This is a genomic window from Streptomyces sp. NPDC031426 (assembly GCF_055581585.1).
Genome location: NZ_JBVIJE010000027.1, coordinates 17165 through 34436 on the forward strand (window position 1 = coordinate 17165; position 17272 = coordinate 34436).

20 protein-coding genes and 1 pseudogene are annotated in these 17272 nt (G+C 70.4%); 8 read left to right on the forward strand and 13 right to left on the reverse strand.

The window, feature by feature from the left end; all coding sequences use genetic code 11:
• Window positions 1-172: 172 nt before the first annotated feature.
• The 4 genes from pstS to pstB all read left to right on the forward strand — a co-directional run bounded on the left by pstS (window position 173) and on the right by pstB (window position 4305).
• Window positions 173-1303 (forward strand): phosphate ABC transporter substrate-binding protein PstS, encoded by a 1131-nt coding sequence (gene pstS, locus ACZ5NH_RS36135; RefSeq protein ID WP_388630945.1) that lies wholly within the window; start codon window positions 173-175, stop codon window positions 1301-1303.
• 115 nt (window positions 1304-1418) lie between these two features.
• Entirely contained in the window at window positions 1419-2426 is a 1008-nt protein-coding gene (pstC, locus tag ACZ5NH_RS36140; RefSeq protein ID WP_468781388.1) for a phosphate ABC transporter permease subunit PstC, read from the forward strand.
• Window positions 2423-3481 carry a phosphate ABC transporter permease PstA gene (gene pstA / locus ACZ5NH_RS36145; protein WP_468781390.1) on the forward strand — a complete coding sequence of 353 codons (1059 nt, stop codon included), beginning with the start codon at window positions 2423-2425 and terminating at the stop codon, window positions 3479-3481. The genes pstC and pstA overlap by 4 nt, the downstream gene beginning before the upstream one ends.
• A gap of 47 nt (window positions 3482-3528) precedes the next feature.
• Window positions 3529-4305 carry a phosphate ABC transporter ATP-binding protein PstB gene (gene pstB / locus ACZ5NH_RS36150; protein ID WP_069780064.1) on the forward strand — a complete coding sequence of 259 codons (777 nt, stop codon included), beginning with the start codon at window positions 3529-3531 and terminating at the stop codon, window positions 4303-4305.
• A gap of 142 nt (window positions 4306-4447) precedes the next feature.
• Here pstB and ACZ5NH_RS36155 read toward each other — a convergent pair whose 3' ends face one another.
• The 4 genes from ACZ5NH_RS36155 to ACZ5NH_RS36170 are packed head-to-tail and all read right to left on the reverse strand — an operon-like array spanning window position 4448 to window position 6767.
• Complete coding sequence (locus ACZ5NH_RS36155; RefSeq protein ID WP_468781503.1) at window positions 4448-4816, reverse strand: PIN domain-containing protein; 369 nt, start codon at window positions 4814-4816, stop codon at window positions 4448-4450.
• An 8-nt stretch (window positions 4817-4824) separates the two neighbouring features.
• Entirely contained in the window at window positions 4825-5082 is a 258-nt protein-coding gene (locus ACZ5NH_RS36160; protein ID WP_468781392.1) for an Arc family DNA-binding protein, read from the reverse strand.
• Window positions 5083-5140: 58 nt separating this feature from the next.
• Window positions 5141-6139: an inorganic phosphate transporter gene (locus ACZ5NH_RS36165; RefSeq protein ID WP_388630934.1), complete on the reverse strand. Its 999-nt coding sequence runs from the start codon at window positions 6137-6139 to the stop codon at window positions 5141-5143.
• Window positions 6140-6146: 7 nt separating this feature from the next.
• Window positions 6147-6767, reverse strand: coding sequence for a DUF47 domain-containing protein (locus ACZ5NH_RS36170; RefSeq protein WP_351615062.1), 621 nt, complete (start codon window positions 6765-6767; stop codon window positions 6147-6149).
• 205 nt (window positions 6768-6972) lie between these two features.
• On the opposite strand from ACZ5NH_RS36170, the gene ACZ5NH_RS36175 reads away from it, so the two are divergent.
• Window positions 6973-7278, forward strand: coding sequence for a metal-sensitive transcriptional regulator (locus tag ACZ5NH_RS36175; protein WP_388630931.1), 306 nt, complete (start codon window positions 6973-6975; stop codon window positions 7276-7278).
• 28 nt (window positions 7279-7306) lie between these two features.
• Here the strand turns inward: ACZ5NH_RS36175 and ACZ5NH_RS36180 are convergent, their stop codons facing one another.
• Both ACZ5NH_RS36180 and ACZ5NH_RS36185 read right to left on the reverse strand, forming a co-directional pair.
• Window positions 7307-7474, reverse strand: coding sequence for a hypothetical protein (locus ACZ5NH_RS36180; RefSeq protein ID WP_388631014.1), 168 nt, complete (start codon window positions 7472-7474; stop codon window positions 7307-7309).
• Window positions 7475-7575: 101 nt separating this feature from the next.
• Window positions 7576-8424 carry an SCO4651 family lipoprotein gene (locus ACZ5NH_RS36185; protein ID WP_468781395.1) on the reverse strand — a complete coding sequence of 283 codons (849 nt, stop codon included), beginning with the start codon at window positions 8422-8424 and terminating at the stop codon, window positions 7576-7578.
• Between the two features lie 143 nt (window positions 8425-8567).
• Between ACZ5NH_RS36185 and ACZ5NH_RS36190 the strand changes: the two genes are divergently transcribed.
• Window positions 8568-8741 (forward strand): hypothetical protein, encoded by a 174-nt coding sequence (locus ACZ5NH_RS36190; RefSeq protein ID WP_468781397.1) that lies wholly within the window; start codon window positions 8568-8570, stop codon window positions 8739-8741.
• Here the strand turns inward: ACZ5NH_RS36190 and ACZ5NH_RS36195 are convergent.
• The 7 genes from ACZ5NH_RS36195 to mshD all read right to left on the reverse strand — a co-directional run bounded on the left by ACZ5NH_RS36195 (window position 8723) and on the right by mshD (window position 16066).
• Window positions 8723-9130: an NUDIX hydrolase gene (locus ACZ5NH_RS36195; protein ID WP_468781399.1), complete on the reverse strand. Its 408-nt coding sequence runs from the start codon at window positions 9128-9130 to the stop codon at window positions 8723-8725. The two genes, ACZ5NH_RS36190 and ACZ5NH_RS36195, sit on opposite strands and share 19 nt — an antisense overlap.
• A gap of 22 nt (window positions 9131-9152) precedes the next feature.
• The gene (locus ACZ5NH_RS36200) at window positions 9153-10274 is read right to left on the reverse strand and encodes a CHAD domain-containing protein (RefSeq protein ID WP_468781401.1); all 1122 of its coding nucleotides are present in this window, start codon (window positions 10272-10274) and stop codon (window positions 9153-9155) included.
• Window positions 10255-12609, reverse strand: coding sequence for an RNA degradosome polyphosphate kinase (locus ACZ5NH_RS36205; RefSeq protein ID WP_388630917.1), 2355 nt, complete (start codon window positions 12607-12609; stop codon window positions 10255-10257). Before ACZ5NH_RS36205 ends, ACZ5NH_RS36200 begins: the two co-directional genes overlap by 20 nt.
• Before the next feature lie 146 nt (window positions 12610-12755).
• Entirely contained in the window at window positions 12756-13742 is a 987-nt protein-coding gene (locus ACZ5NH_RS36210; RefSeq protein ID WP_468781403.1) for an ABC transporter permease, read from the reverse strand.
• A complete protein-coding gene (locus tag ACZ5NH_RS36215; RefSeq protein WP_468781404.1) occupies window positions 13739-14635 on the reverse strand; it encodes an ABC transporter ATP-binding protein in 897 nt (298 codons plus the stop codon). The genes ACZ5NH_RS36210 and ACZ5NH_RS36215 overlap by 4 nt, the downstream gene beginning before the upstream one ends.
• Entirely contained in the window at window positions 14632-15018 is a 387-nt protein-coding gene (locus ACZ5NH_RS36220; RefSeq protein ID WP_450985647.1) for a GntR family transcriptional regulator, read from the reverse strand. The genes ACZ5NH_RS36215 and ACZ5NH_RS36220 overlap by 4 nt, the downstream gene beginning before the upstream one ends.
• Before the next feature lie 121 nt (window positions 15019-15139).
• Window positions 15140-16066 (reverse strand): mycothiol synthase, encoded by a 927-nt coding sequence (gene mshD, locus ACZ5NH_RS36225; protein WP_388630907.1) that lies wholly within the window; start codon window positions 16064-16066, stop codon window positions 15140-15142.
• A 192-nt stretch (window positions 16067-16258) separates the two neighbouring features.
• Between mshD and ACZ5NH_RS36230 the strand changes: the two genes are divergently transcribed.
• The gene (locus tag ACZ5NH_RS36230; RefSeq protein WP_468781407.1) at window positions 16259-16384 is read left to right on the forward strand and encodes a hypothetical protein; all 126 of its coding nucleotides are present in this window, start codon (window positions 16259-16261) and stop codon (window positions 16382-16384) included.
• A 58-nt stretch (window positions 16385-16442) separates the two neighbouring features.
• Window positions 16443-17226, forward strand: a pseudogene (locus ACZ5NH_RS36235) (ABC transporter transmembrane domain-containing protein); the annotation flags it as partial.
• Between the last annotated feature and the right edge of the window lie 46 nt (window positions 17227-17272).

A 17272-nucleotide genomic window follows, 5' to 3' on the forward strand; every position in this document is an offset into this window, starting at 1 on the left:
TTACCGGGCCGACGGCAGGGGTTCACCCTCCGTTCACTTCCGGCCATCGGCGGCTTCACCTGTTCTGCCTAATTTCGGCCGTGCACGGTGCGGAGCGCGGCCATTTGCGCTCGCGCTCCTCCATACCTCGCACGCCGCCGACCGCGGCGGCTCCTGGAAGGAACTCCCGAAAGTGATGCTTCAGCGCAAGAACCGGCTGCGGGCCCTCTCGCTCGGTGCGATCGCCGTGACCGGTGCCCTGGCCCTGACGGCGTGCGGTTCGGACGACAACGGTGGCGGCAGCAAGGCCTCGGGCAACGCGTCCGGCTCGGCCAACGCCTCCTCGATCAAGTGTGACAACGCCAAGGGCCAGCTGCTCGCAGACGGCTCCTCCGCGCAGAAGAACGCGATCGACGCCTGGGTCAAGGAGTTCTCCCAGGCCTGTGGCGTGCAGATCAACTACAAGGGTGGCGGCTCCGGCGCAGGTGTCACCTCCTTCAACCAGGGTCAGCTCGCCTTCGCGGGTTCGGACTCCCGGCTGAAGCCGGACGAGGTCACCGCCTCCCAGAAGGTCTGCTCCGGCGGCCAGGGCATCGACCTGCCGATGGTCGGCGGCCCGATCGCCCTCGGTTACAACGTCCCGGGTGTCGACAACCTGGTCCTGGACGCCCCGACGATCGCCCAGATCTTCGACAGCAAGATCAAGAACTGGAACGACCCGGCGATCAAGAAGCTGAACCCCTCGGCGAAGCTCCCGGACCTGAAGATCCAGGCCTTCCACCGCTCCGAGGACTCCGGCACCACGGACAACTTCACCAAGTACCTGATCGCCACCACCCCGGACAACTGGAAGTACTCCGGCGGCAAGGCCTGGCAGGCCAAGGGCGGCCAGGCGGCCTCCGGCTCCGCCGGTGTGGCCCAGGGCGTCAAGCAGAACTCCGGCGCGATCGGCTACTTCGAGCTGTCCTACGCCAAGGACATGAACACCGTCTCCATCGCCACCGGCGCCAAGACCCCGGTCAAGCCCTCCGTCGAGAGCGCCACCGCCGACATCGCGGCCGCCAAGGTCGTCGGCACCGGCAAGGACCTGTCGCTGAAGCTGGACTACGCCACCAAGGCCGAGAACGCCTACCCGATCACCCTGGTGACGTACGAGATCGTCTGCGACAAGGGCAACAAGGCGGACACCCTGCCCGCCACCAAGGCGTTCCTCAGCTACATCGCCAGCGAGGACGGTCAGAAGCTCCTGTCGAGCAACGACTACGCCCCGATCCCCGACGCGATCATCGGCAAGGTCCGCACCACCATCGCGGGCCTGAGCTGATCTGATCCGAAAGTGCGGCCCGGCGCCCAGACGGGCCGGGCCGCACCGTCCGGTGCACCGCCGCCATGAGTCGCCGCCCCACCCGGGCGGCCGGCTCCGCAGACCGGAGAACCCGATGGACATATCGACCAAGACAACTGACACACCTCCCCCCACGCCCCAGCCCAACGTGGCCGAGCAGAAGCGCAACGCCCGTGGCGCGTCCCGCCCCGGCGACCGTGTCTTCCTCGGCCTCACCCGCGGCTCGGGCATTCTGCTGCTGGTGATCATGGCCGCGATCGCGGTCTTCCTCACCTACCGTTCGTCCCTCGCGATCAGCAAGGACCACGGGAACTTCCTCACCACCTTCGAGTGGAACACCAACCTCACGCCGCCGGTCTTCGGCATTGCGGTGCTGGCCTTCGGCACGGTCGTCTCCTCGGTCATCGCCATGGCCATCGCGGTCCCGGTCGCCGTCGCGATCGCGCTGTTCCTCACCCACTACGCCCCGCGCCGGCTGAGCGGTCCCATCGCCTATGTGATCGACCTGCTCGCCGCCGTGCCGTCCATCGTGTACGGCCTCTGGGGTGCCCTGATCCTCGTCCCGCACATGGCGGGCCTGTTCGGCTGGCTGAACGACTACTTCGGCTGGACCGGCATCTTCTCCTGGGACGGCGGCGCCCCCCGCTCCATGCTCACCGTCGGCATCCTGCTGGCGATCATGATCCTGCCGATCATCACCAACGTCAGCCGTGAGGTGTTCCGGCAGGTCCCGCGGATGCACGAGGAGGCCGCCCTGGCCCTCGGTGCCACCCGCTGGGAGGTCGTCCGCATGGCCGTGCTGCCCTTCGGCCGCTCCGGTGTGATCTCCGCGTCCATGCTCGGCCTCGGCCGCGCCCTCGGCGAGACGATGGCCGTCGCCACCGTGCTCTCCCCGGACTACGTCATCCACGCCAGCCTGCTGAACCCGGGCGGCGGCACTTTCGCCCAGAACATCGCCAGCAAGTTCGGTGAGGCCACCGAGCAGGGCCGTGACGCGCTGATCGCCTCCGGTCTCGTCCTCTTCGTCATCACCCTGGTGGTCAACGGCGCGGCCCGCATGATCATCGCCCGCCGCAAGGAGTACTCGGGGGCCAACGCATGAGCCACGCACTCGCCGACAAGCGCGCCAGCACGCTGCGCGGCGCCAGCCTCCCGAAGTGGTCGCCCTGGGCCATCGCGGCCGGCTCGATCGTCCTGGCCGTGGCCATCGGCCTGATCGGCGGGCTCAGCAGCAAGGTCCAGTGGGGCCTGATCGCCGCGGTCCTCTTCGTCCTCGGCACCTACGGCATCGCCGCCAAGGTCGAGGGCCGCCGGCAGGCCAAGGACCGGGTCGCCACCTCCCTCGTCTGGGTCGCCTTCCTGCTCGCCGTCATCCCGCTGGTCTCCCTGATCTGGACGACCGTCTCGCGCGGCGTGAAGGTCCTCGACGTCTACTTCCTCACCCACTCCATGGGCGTCGTCGCCGACTCCGAGCCCGGCGGCGGCATCTACCACGCCATCATCGGCAGCCTGGAGCAGGTCGGCCTCGCCACCGTCATCGGTGCGCCGATCGGCATCCTCACCGCGATCTACCTGGTGGAGTACGGGCGGGGCAGGCTCGCCAAGGCCGTCACGTTCTTCGTGGACGTCATGACGGGCATCCCGTCGATCGTCGCCGGCCTGTTCATCCTGTCGCTGATGCTCATCTTCCAGATGCAGCCCTTCGGCTTCGCCGGTTCGCTGGCCCTGGCCATCCTGATGATGCCGGTCGTCGTCCGCTCCACCGAGGAGATGCTCAAGCTCGTCCCGAACGAGCTGCGCGAGGCCTCGCTGGCACTCGGTGTGCCCAAGTGGCGGACTATCCTCAAGGTGGTCCTGCCGACCTCCCTCGGCGGTATCACCACCGGTGTCATGCTGGCCATCGCCCGTATCGCGGGTGAGACCGCTCCGGTGCTGCTGCTGGTGTTCGGCAACCCGTTCATCAACAACAACCCCTTCGAGGGTGCGCAGGCGTCGCTGCCGCTGTTCATCTTCCAGCAGTACCAGCAGAGTGCGGGTGCCAGCGCGGCGTACGACCGTGCCTGGGCGGCCTCTCTCACGCTGATCGCCTTCGTGATGATCCTCAACCTGGTGGCCCGCGGCATCGCCCGCTGGAAGGCCCCGAAGACCGGTCGCTGACGCGGCCATACAGCGACCGAGCCTGAATTTCTGGAAGTGAAGTAGACATGGCCAAGCGAATCGACGTAAGCGGACTGACCGCCTACTACGGCTCCCACAAGGCGATCGAGGACATCTCGATGACCGTCGAGCCGCGTTCGGTGACGGCGTTCATCGGCCCCTCCGGTTGCGGCAAGTCGACGTTCCTGCGCACGCTGAACCGGATGCACGAGGTCACCCCCGGTGGCCGCGTCGAGGGCAAGGTGCTCCTGGACGACGAGGACCTGTACGGCGCCGGGATCGACCCGGTGTCCGTCCGCCGTGAGGTAGGCATGGTCTTCCAGCGCCCGAACCCCTTCCCCACGATGTCGATCTTCGACAACGTGGCGGCGGGTCTGCGCCTGAACGGCAACTACAAGAAGAGCCAGCTGAACGACATCGTCGAGAAGTCGCTCAAGGGCGCGAACCTCTGGAACGAGGTCAAGGACCGCTTGAACAAGCCGGGCTCCGGCCTGTCCGGCGGCCAGCAGCAGCGCCTGTGCATCGCCCGCGCGATCGCGGTCGAGCCGAAGGTCCTGCTCATGGACGAGCCCTGCTCGGCCCTGGACCCGATCTCCACCCTCGCCATCGAGGACCTGATCGGCGAGCTGAAGGAGCGCTTCACGATCGTCATCGTGACGCACAACATGCAGCAGGCGGCGCGCGTCTCGGACCGTACGGCGTTCTTCAACCTCGCCGCGGTGGGCCAGCCCGGCCGCCTGATCGAGATCGACGACACCGAGCGCATCTTCTCCAACCCGTCCGTCCAGGCGACGGAGGACTACATCTCGGGCCGCTTCGGCTGAGCCGACGCCCGGTGCCATAGACCCCTCGCGGTGCTGCATGGCGGTGCCACCGCGAGGACGCAAGAGGGCCCGCCCCTGGCTCCCGGGGGCGGGCCCATTGCGTCCGGCTGGAGGCGCTGTGGCCGTCCGGCCGTCAGGGTCTTTACGGGTTGAGGTCCAGCACCCGCACCGGCTCGCCGATCCACCGATCCGGGGTGACGGTGGCGATGAGCGCGCCATCGGGACGGTCCGGGCTGGGCTGAGCAGCGTACTGACAGTGCGCCGAGGCCCACGTGTTCCGCTGCGCCACCGCCAGGGCCGCGGGCAGGTCCAGGTCCAGGAGGACGATGCCCGGCAGCGCGGCGAGATGCTCCGCGGTACCAGGACGGGCCCGGTCGGCTTCGACCAGTGCGCACGCCGGGGCGTACAGGTACCAGCCGACCTCCACGTGGGCGCGGTGGATCAACCGGGAAGCGAGGACATTGCCCCGGCCGACCGCGGCCATGGCGGTGTCGTCCAGGACGATGTGCATCGCGTCGCTCACCGGGCCGCCGCCCGGGCCAGCCGACGGTCCAGCTCGCTGTCGAGGTCTCGTTCCTCTACGGGAGTGGGTGCGTAGCCGGTCCACTCCGTCAGGGCGGCGCGGGCCCGCTCGGCCCGCTCGGCCCGCTCGGCGGGCGTGAGCAGGGATTCGGCCAGCCGTGCGAGGTAGGCGCGCAGCGACATCCCCTCGGCTGCCGCTATGGCGGCGAGCCGGTCCCGGGCTTCCTCAGGGATACGGACGTTGGCGTCGGCCATCGTAGGACTCCTCGGCACGCAATGGGTACGGGTACGTACCCGTACTCTACTGACGACTTTACAGCACCGTCAGCTTCTCCACGCCGAAAGCCAGCGCAGCGAACAGCGCGGCTGCCGGCATCGTGATGAACCAGCCGAGGACGATGTTCTTGGCAACGCCCCAGCGGACGGCGTTGACGCGCCTGGTCGCGCCCACGCCCATGATCGCCGAGGTGATGACGTGGGTCGTGGAGATCGGCGCCTTGAAGAGGAAGGCCGTGCCGAACATGATCGAGGCGCCGGTGGCCTCGGCCGCGAAGCCCTGCGGGGGGTCCAACTCGATGATCTTGCGACCCAGGGTGCGCATGATGCGCCAGCCGCCCGCGTAGGTGCCCAGGGACAGCATCACGGCCGAGACGATCTTCACCCAGACCGGGATCGGCTCGCCGAACGTCTCGTGGCCGGAAATCACCAGTGCCATCACGACGACACCCATGGTCTTCTGGGCGTCCTGGAGTCCGTGCCCGAGGGCCATGCCGGCCGCGGAGACCGTCTGCGCTATACGGAAGCCGCGCTTGGCCTTGTGCGGGTTGGCCCGGCGGAACAGCCACATGATCGCCAGCATGACGAGGTAGCCGACGATCAGGCCGACCACGGGAGACAGGAACATCGGGATGATGATCTTGTCCAGTACGCCGTTCCAGTGCACCGCCGTACCGCCCGCCAGGGCCGCGCCGACGAGGCCGCCGAACAGGGCGTGGGAGGACGAGGACGGCAGGCCGAAGTACCAGGTGATCAGGTTCCAGGTGATCGCGCCCAGCAGGGCCGCGAAGAGGATGCCCATCCCGGTCGAGCCCGAGGGCGTCTCGATCAGGCCCTCGCTGACGGTCTTGGCGACGCCGGTGCCGAAGAACGCACCGGCCATGTTCATGACGGCGGCCATGGCGAGGGCCGCCCGCGGGGTCAGCGCCCGCGTCGACACCGACGTCGCGATCGCGTTCGCCGAGTCGTGGAAGCCGTTGGTGTAGGTGAAGAAGAGCGCGACCGCGATGGTCACGATGAGCGCGAAGGTGTCCATCGACGCCTCAGGACTCCTTGACGGCGATGGTCTCCACCGTGTTCGCCACGTGCTCGAACGCGTCCGCCGCCTCCTCCAGGACGTCCACGATCTGCTTGAGCTTGAGCACCTCGATCGCGTCGTACTTGCCGTTGAAGAGGTGCGCCAGCAGCTTGCGGTGGATCTGGTCCGCCTGGTTCTCCAGCCGGTTGACCTCGATCCAGTACTCGGTCAGGTTGTCCATCGTGCGCAGGTTGGGCATGGCCTCGGCGGTCAGCTCGGCGGCCCGGGCCAGGACCTCGATCTGCTGCTCGACGCCCTTCGGCAGTTCCTCGACGTTGTAGAGGACGACCAGGTCGACGGCTTCCTCCATGAAGTCCATGATGTCGTCGAGGGAGCCGGCGAGGGAGTAGATGTCCTCGCGGTCGAACGGCGTGATGAACGAGGAGTTCAGCTGGTGGAAGATCGCGTGCGTGGCGTCGTCACCCGCGTGTTCCGCGGCCCGCATACGCTCTGCGATCTCGGCTCGGGCAGGTCCGTCCGCCCCGAGCAGTTCCATCAGGAGTTTCGAGCCCGTGACGATGTTGTCCGCGGAGGCGGCGAACATGTCGTAGAAGCTCGTCTCCCTGGGGGTCAGACGAAAGCGCACGTGGGGTCCTCGGGGTGCTTCGGTTTCGGTCAGGCTGATGCTAGGCGCATCATCCGGCCACGGCTAATGGGCCGCATCCCAGTGTCGCCCATCGGGCAGGGTGATCAGCACGGGGGCGTACCAAGGGCTCCTTACCCCGCAAAATTGGTTACCATATACCCAGTAGGGGTATGTAACGCGGCTCGTCCCGAGATGGAGGCCTGTGATGACGACGACCGAGGCCGGCGCCACGCACGGCTACCACAAGCAGAAGGACGAGCACCTCAAGCGGCTGCGCCGGATCGAGGGGCAGATCCGCGGCCTGCAGCGGATGGTCGACGAGGACACGTACTGCATCGACATACTGACCCAGGTCTCCGCCTCCACCAAGGCCCTGCAGGCCTTCGCGCTGCAGCTGCTGGAGGAGCATCTGCGGCACTGTGTGGCCGACGCGGCCCTCAAGGGCGGCGACGAGATCGACACCAAGGTGGACGAGGCCACGAAGGCGATCGGCCGGCTCCTGCGCTCCTGATCCCGCCGGCTCCCGCGCTCCTGACCGCTCAGGACTCCCAGGACCTTCGCTCTTCGGCCACCCGCAGCACCTCGTCGATGCTCTCCATGCTGAGCCGGTCCTCGGCCGCGGAGGCCGCGATGATCAGCTCCCCGCACAGCTCGATCTCGGCGAGGGCCACGTGGTCCTGCACCGCCGTACCGCCGACCGGAGCCACCCGCCTCACCTCGTCCCTGCCGTCACCGACTTCCTAGAGTAGGCAGCGCTCTACACACCGCGCATGGCACGGACGGGCTACTTACGGGGTGGCGCCAGGGACTAGTTGTCGTCCTCGGCGATACGGCCCGCGTAGATGTCCGCCGAGCGCGGCAGCCGTACGACCGCGGGGGCCCCGAAGTCGTAGAGCAAGGTCGTCGAGGCGACCGCCACGGGGGTCTTCTGCCTGCCGTTGACGAAGCTGAAGCGCTGCCTGAGCTTGCGGATGCGGCCCTCGTCGTCGAGATAGGCGTCGAACGGCACTTCGGCCGTGGCGAACCCTTTCGCCGCCGCGGCCAGTGGTGCCCTGTTCTCGGCGGAGGCCCGGCGGGCCGCGCTGCCCAGGTCCGCCGTGCCCCGGTAGTGCCGTACGGCGGTCCCGCCGATCTCGGTCCTGCCGACGTAGGTCGCCGTCCGCGTCCCGCGCAGCACCTCGGCCGCCGCGTACGGGTCGGTCGCGCCGCCGGTGACCAGGTTGCCGTCGGACAGTGTGGCGGTGTCCACCCGGACCCATTTGTCGGCGGGCACGCCCGCGCCCCGGTTCTTCATGAACAGGGCGTCCGGGGCGAGGAGTTCGGTGATCGGCTGGTGCTCGGAGGTGCCCGCCGGGTCCTCGGGCAGCACGACGGTGAGTCGGCCGAGCCGGCGCCGGAAGTCGTAGACACCCTGGCCGCGGATGGTGACCCGGGTGCCGCCCGTGGCCATCTCCATGGAGGTGGTGGCCTTGGAACTGCCCGCGTCGCGCAGGATGTCGGCCGCCCGGTGCAGGACGGCGACCGGATCGCCCCCGTCCTTGACGTCCTCGGCGGCGGCCCCGCTGCCGGAACAGCCCGTGGCACCCGCCCCGAGGCCGAGCATGATGCCGACCGCGACGATCCACCTGCCCGCGTTCCTGTGCTGCCGCCGTTCCATCGCCTGCCTACCCCCAAGCCGGTGTGTCCGTCACGGGCCCCCTGTCGTCCGGTTAACGACAGGTAGGGGGCGCCGTCACGCGCCGTCGAGGGGAGGAAAAGCCGTACGAACCCTTTGGCCGGGAAGTCGGTAACGTTGTCAGGGTGGCGCAGCAGGAGGGGCCGGAGCGCATCCGGCAGGGGCAGGAGCACCTCACCTCGACGACGGAACAGGGCCGCTTCTGCGTGGCCCGCTGTACGTGCGGCTGGCGCGGTCCGGCCCGCCGGGCCCGCAGCCAGGCCCGCATGGACGCGGAGGCTCACGCGGCGGATCGGTGAAGGGCGTCGATGAGTTCGCGGTCCCGGGGCTGGGTGAGGCGGCTGCGGGCCGCGGCGGGGGAGAGCCACAGGATGCGGTCCACCTCGGCGCTGGGGGCGAAGTGCCCGGAGACCGCCTCGGCCGCCCAGTAACGCACCTGCTTCGGGCGGCCGTTCGCGACATACCGCAGGGTCGGCAGCTCCGCGCCGGGCACGGCCGTGTACCCGGTCTCCTCCGCGACCTCCCGAAGGGCGCCCGCGAGCGCGCCCTCGCCGCGCTTGAGCTTGCCCTTCGGGTGCGACCAGTCGTCGTACTTCGGCCGGTGGACCAGACAGATCTCCAGGTCGCCGGAGACCGGCGAGCGGCGCCACAGCACACAGCCGGCCGCCCGCACCAACGTGTCGCTCACACCACCGCCTCCTCGGGGGAACTCAGGGCGCGTTGACGGTCTGCTTCTGCCAGGCCTGCTGGAAGGCGAACCTGGCGGCCTCCACCTCGTGCCGCTGGTCGGCGTGGAGCACGCCGAGCGCGTACGCCGTCGCCGGGGCGATCCGGGGCGTACGGGCGGCCTGAGCCGCCGCCGCTGCCGCCTCCGAGGCGTCCCGGTGCCGGTTCAGGGCCTGGCCGGCCGCCAGCAGGCGCACGTCGACGGGCATGTTGCCGCCGTGCAGCGCCTCCTGGGCGTACCGGTGCAGGCGCAGCAGCAGCCGGACCTGGTGCCAGGGGCCGTCCTGGGGGTGCGGGGACGGGTCCGGGGACAGTCCGTGCACCAGGGCCTCCGCGTTGTACGGGTGGCCCGCCACGACCAGCGGGAGCCCGGCGATGGCGTCTGTCAGCCGTTCCTCCGCAGCGGCTGCCAGGGGGCGCAGGTCGGTGGTGGGGGCGGTGGGGGTGAGGGGGACCTCGCTGGCGAGCACGGCGACCTTGTCCGCCACGGCGTGGAAGCGGCTCGACCCCAGTGCCTGCAGGGCCGTGGAGTGAGCCCTCGTCCGGGCCAGGGTCAGCTGGCGTTCCAGCAGGGCGCCCGCCTTTGCCGCGCCCACCGTCAAGTTGCCGCGTTCCTGAGGTGCCGTCGGGTGGGTGGGGCCACCGGCCTTGGACGCCGCCGCCGCGCCCGCGGCCACGTCGACCGAAACCACCTGGCCCGGGAAGGCCGTCGCCCCCGACAACCGGTGCAGCGCCAGCAGCAGCCGTTCCAACCGGGCCTCGTACGCGTGCTCCAGGCCCAGCGTGCCGGACAGCCACGCCAGTTCGGGGCGCATCTCCTCGGACCAGTCGGCGTCGAGGAGCGGGCGGAAGGTGTGCAGGCTGCCGCTGATGCGGCGGGCCGAACGGCGCAGGGCGCGCGCCGCGTCGACGGACTCCTCCGCGCCCTTCTCCCCCGCACTCGCCTGGGCTCGCGCGGGGCCCGCCCCGTTCGTACCGCCCGTCTCGCGGTGCAGGCGCAGGGCGCGGAGGAACTCCGTGGCCTGCGCGCGCAGATACGCCGCGAGGGCGTCCCCGGTCACCACCTCGGCCGTGGGGTCCGTCGGGTCAAGGTGTTGCTGTGCCACGCCGGCGCCTCCGGGCGTCTATGAGCATCTCCTGGACGTTGCGCAGGGGTTGGCCGTCCGCGTCGGCCGCGTGTCGCGTCCACTCGCCGTCCGGACCGAGGTGCCAGGAGGAGGTCGAATCGGACATGCCGGTGTCGAGCAGCCGGTTGAGGGCCGCCCGGTGGGCGGGGTCGACGACCCGCACCAGGGCCTCTATCCGGCGGTCGAGGTTGCGGTGCATCATGTCGGCGCTGCCGATCCACACCTCGGGTTCGCCACCGTTGCCGAAGGCGAACACACGGGAGTGCTCCAGGAAGCGGCCGAGGATCGAGCGGACCCGGATGTTCTCGGACAGGCCGGTGACGCCGGGGCGGACGGCGCAGATGCCGCGCACCCACACGTCCACCGGCACGCCCGCCTGGGACGCGCGGTAGAGGGCGTCGATGACCGCCTCGTCGACGATCGAGTTGACCTTGAGCCGGATGAACGCCGGACGGCCCGCGCGGTGGTGCTGGACCTCCTTGTCTATCCGCGAGACCAGGCCGTCGCGCAGGGACTTGGGCGCCACCAGCAGGCGGCGGTAGGTCTCCCGGCGGGAGTAGCCGGACAGGCGGTTGAACAGGTCGGAGAGGTCCGCGCCGACCTGCTGGTCGGCGGTGAGCAGGCCCAGGTCCTCGTACAGGCGCGCCGTCTTCGGGTGGTAGTTGCCCGTGCCGACGTGGCTGTAGCGGCGCAGCGTCTCGCCCTCCTGGCGGACCACCAGGGACAGCTTGCAGTGCGTCTTCAGGCCGACCAGGCCGTAGACGACATGGCAGCCGGCCTCCTCCAGCTTGCGCGCCCACTTGATGTTGGCGTGCTCGTCGAAGCGGGCCTTGATCTCGACCAGGACGAGGACCTGCTTGCCGGACTCGGCGGCGTCGATGAGCGCGTCGACTATCGGGGAGTCGCCGGAGGTGCGGTACAGGGTCTGCTTGATCGCGAGGACGTCCGGGTCGGCCGCCGCCTGCTCCAGGAAGGCCTGCACGGAGGTGGAGAAGCTGTCGTACGGGTGGTGCAGCAGCACGTCCCGGGTGCGCAGGGCCGCGAAGATGTCCGGCGCGGACGCCGACTCCACCTCGGCGAGGTCGCGGTGGGTGCCGGCGACGAACTTCGGGTACTTCAGCTCGGGCCGGTCGAGGCTGTGGATGCGGAAGAGGCCGGTGAGGTCGAGCGGGCCGGGCAGCGGGTACACCTCGGCCTCGCTGATCTTCAGCTCGCGGACCAGCAGGTCCAGCACCTCGCGGTCGATGGACTCCTCGACCTCCAGGCGCACCGGCGGGCCGAAGCGGCGCCGCATGAGCTCCTTCTCCAGGGCCTGGAGCAGGTTCTCGGCGTCGTCCTCCTCCACTTCCAGGTCCTCGTTGCGGGTGAGCCGGAAGGCGTGGGACTCCAGCACCTCCATGCCCGGGAACAGCTCCTCCAGGTGCGCGGCGATGACGTCCTCGACGGGGACGTACCGGCCGGGGCTGCTCTCCAGGAAGCGGGACAGCAGCGGCGGCACCTTCACGCGGGCGAAGTGCTTGTTGCCGCTGACCGGGTTCCGCACGATCACGGCCAGGTTCAGGGACAGGCCGGAGATGTACGGGAAGGGGTGCGCGGGGTCGACCGCCAGCGGGGTGAGCACGGGGAAGATCCGGTGCCGGAAGAGCGTGAACAGGCTGGCCTGCTCCTTGTCGGTCAGCTCGTTCCAGCGGACCAGGTGGATGCCCTCCTCCGCGAGCGCGGGGGCGACGTCCTCGTGGTAGCAGGCGGCGTGCCGGGCCATCAGCTCGCGTGACCGGGACCAGATCATCTCCAGCACCTCGCGCGGCTGCAGCCCGGAGGCCGAGCGCGTCGCGACGCCGGTGGCGATACGGCGCTTCAGGCCGGCCACCCGGACCATGAAGAACTCGTCCAGGTTGCTGGCGAAGATCGCGAGGAAGTTCGCCCGCTCCAGCAGTGGTGTGTTCGGGTCCTCGGCCAGCTCCAGGACGCGCTCGTTGAAAGCGAGCCAGCTGCGCTCACGGTCGAGGAAACGGCCCTGGGGCAGCGGCGTACCCCCGGCCTTCGTCTCGTCGTACGCGTCGAGATCAGCGTCGAGGTCCGGTTCCAGATCGGAGACCGAGCCCGCGACGGTGCGCGAGCGGTGTGCGGCGATGGAGCCCACGTCGGGCTGGATGTGCTGGACCTCTGCCTGGGTGTCTTGCTGACTCATGAACCCATTCTTCCGCGCTACAGGCATGACAGGCGCGTCGGAACGTGCGGGCGGGAGCGTCCTGGCCCCGTTTTCCGCGGGCCCCTCGGGGGGCGGCGAAGGCTCTGGCACGGCGGGCTGCATTGGCCGAGCGTCGCAAGTCCGGCTGAATCAATGGTTACGGAGACATGACGTGCGGGATAGCGCGGGGCGGCTCCCGGGGGTCCTGGTTGCGAAAGAGGGGCGGGCGGCGCGCCCCGAAGGACGCGCCGCCGGTACCTCAACGGCGGTCAGGCGCCGACGAGGACGCCCTCCGCTTCCCCAGCCGCCCCCAGCCCCCCGGTCAGCCGCCGCAGCACCAGGTAGGAGGCGAGCACCAGCACCCCGGCGACCGCCAGGAACAGCGCGCTGACGGTGAGCTGGAGCGGCCAGTAGTGAGAGTAGGGGTGATAGGTGTTGAAGTAGCCGACCGCGTACACGGAGGCGCGGTCACACGCCCCGGAACCGCAGGACACATGCTCGCCGGTCCTGGTCACCAGGCCCTGGGCGACGATGAGGCCGTCACCGCGGTAGCCCTGCTGGAGGTCGCCGATGCGGGTGACCGCCGGCCACAGATGGGGCAGCAGCTGCTGGGCCACGCCGGCGACGCCCGCGGTGAACAGCGTGCCGACGACCAGCGCGGGCAGCGTACGGCGCAGCACCAGGCCCGCCAGGGTGCCGGCCGCCAGTCCGGTCAGGGCCAGCGCGGCGGTGGTGGGGCCGTTGGCGTGGAAGGTCGTCAGCTCGTACCAGCGCTTGGCGGAGTCGACCCGGCCCAGCCCTGCCGACCAGGCCCGGTGGTGCAGCCAGAACAGCAGACAGGTGCCGGTGGCGACGAGGGCCGCCGGGACGGCCAGCCGCACGGTGAGCCATCGGGCCGGGGAGGCGCCCTGGGTCCAGGACAGCCGGGCGGTGCCGGTCTCCATCTCCCGGCCGGTCAGGGCGGCACCGGCCCAGGCGGCCACCAGGAAGGGCAGCGCGTTCAGGGCGTAGGTGGCGTAGTCGTAGTAGTCCTTGTAGCGCAGGATCGCGGCCTGGTCGTATGCGCATATGCCCAGGCCGCAGGCGTCGAACTGGCGCCAGCCCGCGGCGGCCGCGTCGGCGAGCGGCCCTGCCAGGGCGAGCTGTACGCCGGTCAGGACGATCACCAGGCCGGCGAAGCCGTACAGCGCGGGGCGGTGCAGTCGCAGCAGCCAGCGGGCGGTGCGGGGCCGCGGGGCGGTCGGGACGGTGGTCACGCGGCACTCTCCTCGGTGACGGCCGGGGCGGTGGTGAGGGCGGGGGCCTCGGGATTGCGCAGGTGGGCGAGGACCAGTTCCTCCAGCGTGGGCGGCGTGGCGCGCCAGTCGGTGGGGAGCGGTCCGGCCGGGCGGAGCAGCGCGGTCAGCTGGCGGCCGGTGACCCGGGACTCGACGACGGCGTGTGCGTCGAGGCGGGCGGAGTCGGCGGCGCCGGTGACCCGGACGTGGGCGGTGAGCAGGTCGTCGATCTCGCCGGCCAGCCGGATCCGGCCGCCGCCGACGAGCAGCAGGTGGTCGCAGGAGTCCTCCAGCTCGGCCACGACGTGCGAGGACATCACGATGGTGGTGCCGTACTGGGCGGCCTGGGCCATCAGCGTCCCCATCAGCTCATGCCGGGCGAGGGGATCGAGGTCGGCCATCGGCTCGTCCAGGAGCAGCAGTTCGGGCCGCTTGCCGAGGGCGAGGGCGAGCGCGACCCGGGTGCGCTGACCGCCGGAGAGGGAGCGGATGCGGGCCCTGGGGTCCAGGTCGCCGCCCGCGACGACGCGCTCGGCGGCGGCCGCGTCCCAGTGCCCGGGGTTGAGGTCGGCGCCCATGCGCAGGATCTCGGCGATCGTGAGCTGCGGGTAGAGCGGCTTGTCCTGGGCGACGTAGCCGACCCGCGGGCGGGCCGTGGCCGGACTGGCGCCGAGCACCCGCAGCCGGCCCTCGGTGGCCGGGAGCAGCCCCGCGGCGAGGGCGAGCAGCGTCGACTTGCCGGCGCCGTTGGGCCCGACGACGGCGCACACCCGCCCGGCGGGCAGCCGGAAGGCACAGTCGCGCAGCGCCCACCCGCCCCGGCGTCCGAAGCGCTTGCCGAGGCCGGTCGCCTCGATCGCCGTGTCGCTCATGAACGTTCTCCCTGGAAGTGCGTGTCGAGTACGGCGGTGAAGAGTGCGGCCACGTCGTCCCGCTCCAGCCCGGCGCCGCGCGCCCGCTCGGCCCATGCCTCCAGCTCGGTGCGGAGGGAGGGGTCGACCGGGGTGCTGCCGAGCGCCCGCCGCACAAACGTGCCGAGGCCCCGGCGCGCCTCCACCAGTCCCTCGCGTTCCAGTTCCCGGTACGCCTTCAGGACGGTGTTGGGGTTGATCGCGGTGGCCTCCACGACCTCACGTGCGGTGGGCAGCCGGTCTCCCGGCTGCAGCAGGCCCATGCGCAGGGCCTGTTTGGTCTGCTGGACGATCTGGACGTAGGTGGCGACCCCGCTGTGCCGGTCGATGCGGTACTCGACCATGCGTTGAACCACCCTTTCACTAATTGAGTAGTGAAAGGGTGGTGCAAGAAAGGGGCGGCCGTCAAGCCGGCCGCCCCTCGCCCCGCCGAATGTCAGGTCTTCGTGCGGTATCTGCCGTATGTCAGGTCTCCGTGCGGTACATCAGGTCCGTCTCGTGCGTCGTGAAGCCCAGCCGCTCGTACACCGACACCGCCGCCTGGTTGTCGGCGTCGACGTAGAGCATCGCGGTCGGCAGCTGCTGGCCGGCCAGGTGGCGCAGGCCGATCGTGGTGAGGGCCTTGCCGAGGCCGCCGCCCTGTTCACCGGGCCGGACCCCGAGGACGTACACCTCGCCGAGGGCCTCCTCGGCGTGCACCTTGGTCCAGTGGAAGCCGATCACCTCCCCGCGTCGCTCGGCGAGGAAGAACCCGGCCGGGTCGAACCACGGCTCGGCCTTGCGGTCGTCGAGGTCCCGCTGGGTCAGCGAGCCCTGCTCGGGGTGGTGGGCGAAGGCGGCCGCGTTGACCGCGAGCCAGGCCGCGTCGTCCTTGCCGGGCACGAAGGTGCGCACGCTCACGCCCTCCGGCAGCACCGGGTCGGGCAGCTGCAGATCGGTCAACGGCCGCCGCATCTGCCGCAGTTCGCGGAACAGGGTCAGGCCGAGTACCTGGGCGAGATGCCGGGCGGCGGGATGCCCGCCGTGCGCCCACACCCTGAGCCGCTTGCCGGAGGCGGCGAGCAGCGCCGCGCCGAGCGCCCGCCCGTGCCCCTGCCCCCGGTCCGCGGGCCGTACGACGAGTTCGGCGGCCGGCGCCTCGACCGGGTCGGTGTCCTCCAGTTGGGCGTAGCCCACGAGTTCGCCGTCGACGCACAGCAGCAGATGCGAGACGCCCTCGCGGGCGCCCCCGCGCAGTTGCAGCCGGCCCTGCTCGGACACCGGCTGCTGCCCGTCGACCGCGGCGGCCTCGGCGAGCAGGGCCCGCACGGCATCGGCCTGGTCCGGGGTGAGCGCGGAGTGGGTCTCGATGGAGCGGGCGGGGAAGGCCCGTACGGTGTCGTCGCTGCTCATGCGTAGAGGGTACGGCAGCCACCCCTTAAAACCTATGTGAATGGCGCCGTGGTTCCCGAAAATCCCTGTGAATTACCCACAGTGCTCTTTCATTGGGGTCTCACCGGAATTGCCTTTTCTCGGTCTCGGAATGCCGTAATTTTTTCCCTGTCGGAATTCTCCGACGCGAATCACAGGAAACGGAGAATCGCCATGTCTTTCCACAAGCTCGCCCCGGTCAAGAAGCACTGCGAGCCCGCTCCGGAGCGGAAGAAGCCGGCGCCGGAGAAGCGGCCCGGGCACGCGCCGAAGCACCGGCCGGCCGGCGGCAAGGGCTGAGCAGGGCCGTCGTCAGGTGGGCAGAGCGTCTGTCCACAGCTGTGGAAAGGAGTCGTCGATGCTCGCGGAAGCCCGACAGGCCTTCCGCCGGTTCTGGCCGCTGACCCGCGGGGACCGCAAATGGCTCGGCGTGATCACCGCCCGCGTGGTTGTTTCCGCGCTCGCCGAGACCGCCGCGATCCTATTGTTCGCCGAGCTGACCGACCACGCCCTGAAGGCCGGTTCACTGTCCGCCTTCTGGGGACCGGGCGGGCGCCTGGCTCGGCGCGGCCGCGCTCGTCGCGCTCGTCGGCTGTCTGGGCAATTCCCTGGCCGCCTGGACCGCCGAGAGATTCGTGCTGCGATTGCGCGCGGCCGTCTTCCGCCATGTCCAGGACCTGCTGCCGCACTTCTTCCAGCAGCACCGCCAGGGCGACCTGGTCGAGCGGCTCACCGGAGACGTCGAGTCCATCGAACAACTGATGGTCTCCGGCGTCGTGGGCGCGGTCTCGGCCGCGTTCTCCGCCGTTTTCCATGCCACCGCCGCCTTCTGGCTGCGCTGGGACCTGGCGCTGGCCACGTGACGGGCGGGTGGCGGACGGCGCGATCACCTCGGTGGTGGAGGAGTCGCTCGGCAATGTCGTCCTCACCCAGGCGTACAACAAACAGCGGGACGAGGAGAAACGGCTCGACCGCGAGGCCCGCGCCTGGCTGCGGGCGAGCGTGCGCGGGGCCCGGCTGGGCGAGCAGTTCGTCGAGGTCGTCGAGACGCTCCGCGTGCTCGCGGTGATCGGGCTGGGCGTCTGGGAGATTCCGCCGGCCGGATGCCCCTCGGTCGACTCCTCGCGTTCGCCGCCTTCCTGTCGGGCTGTACGTCCCTCGTGATCACTCACGACCTGTCCCTCGCCC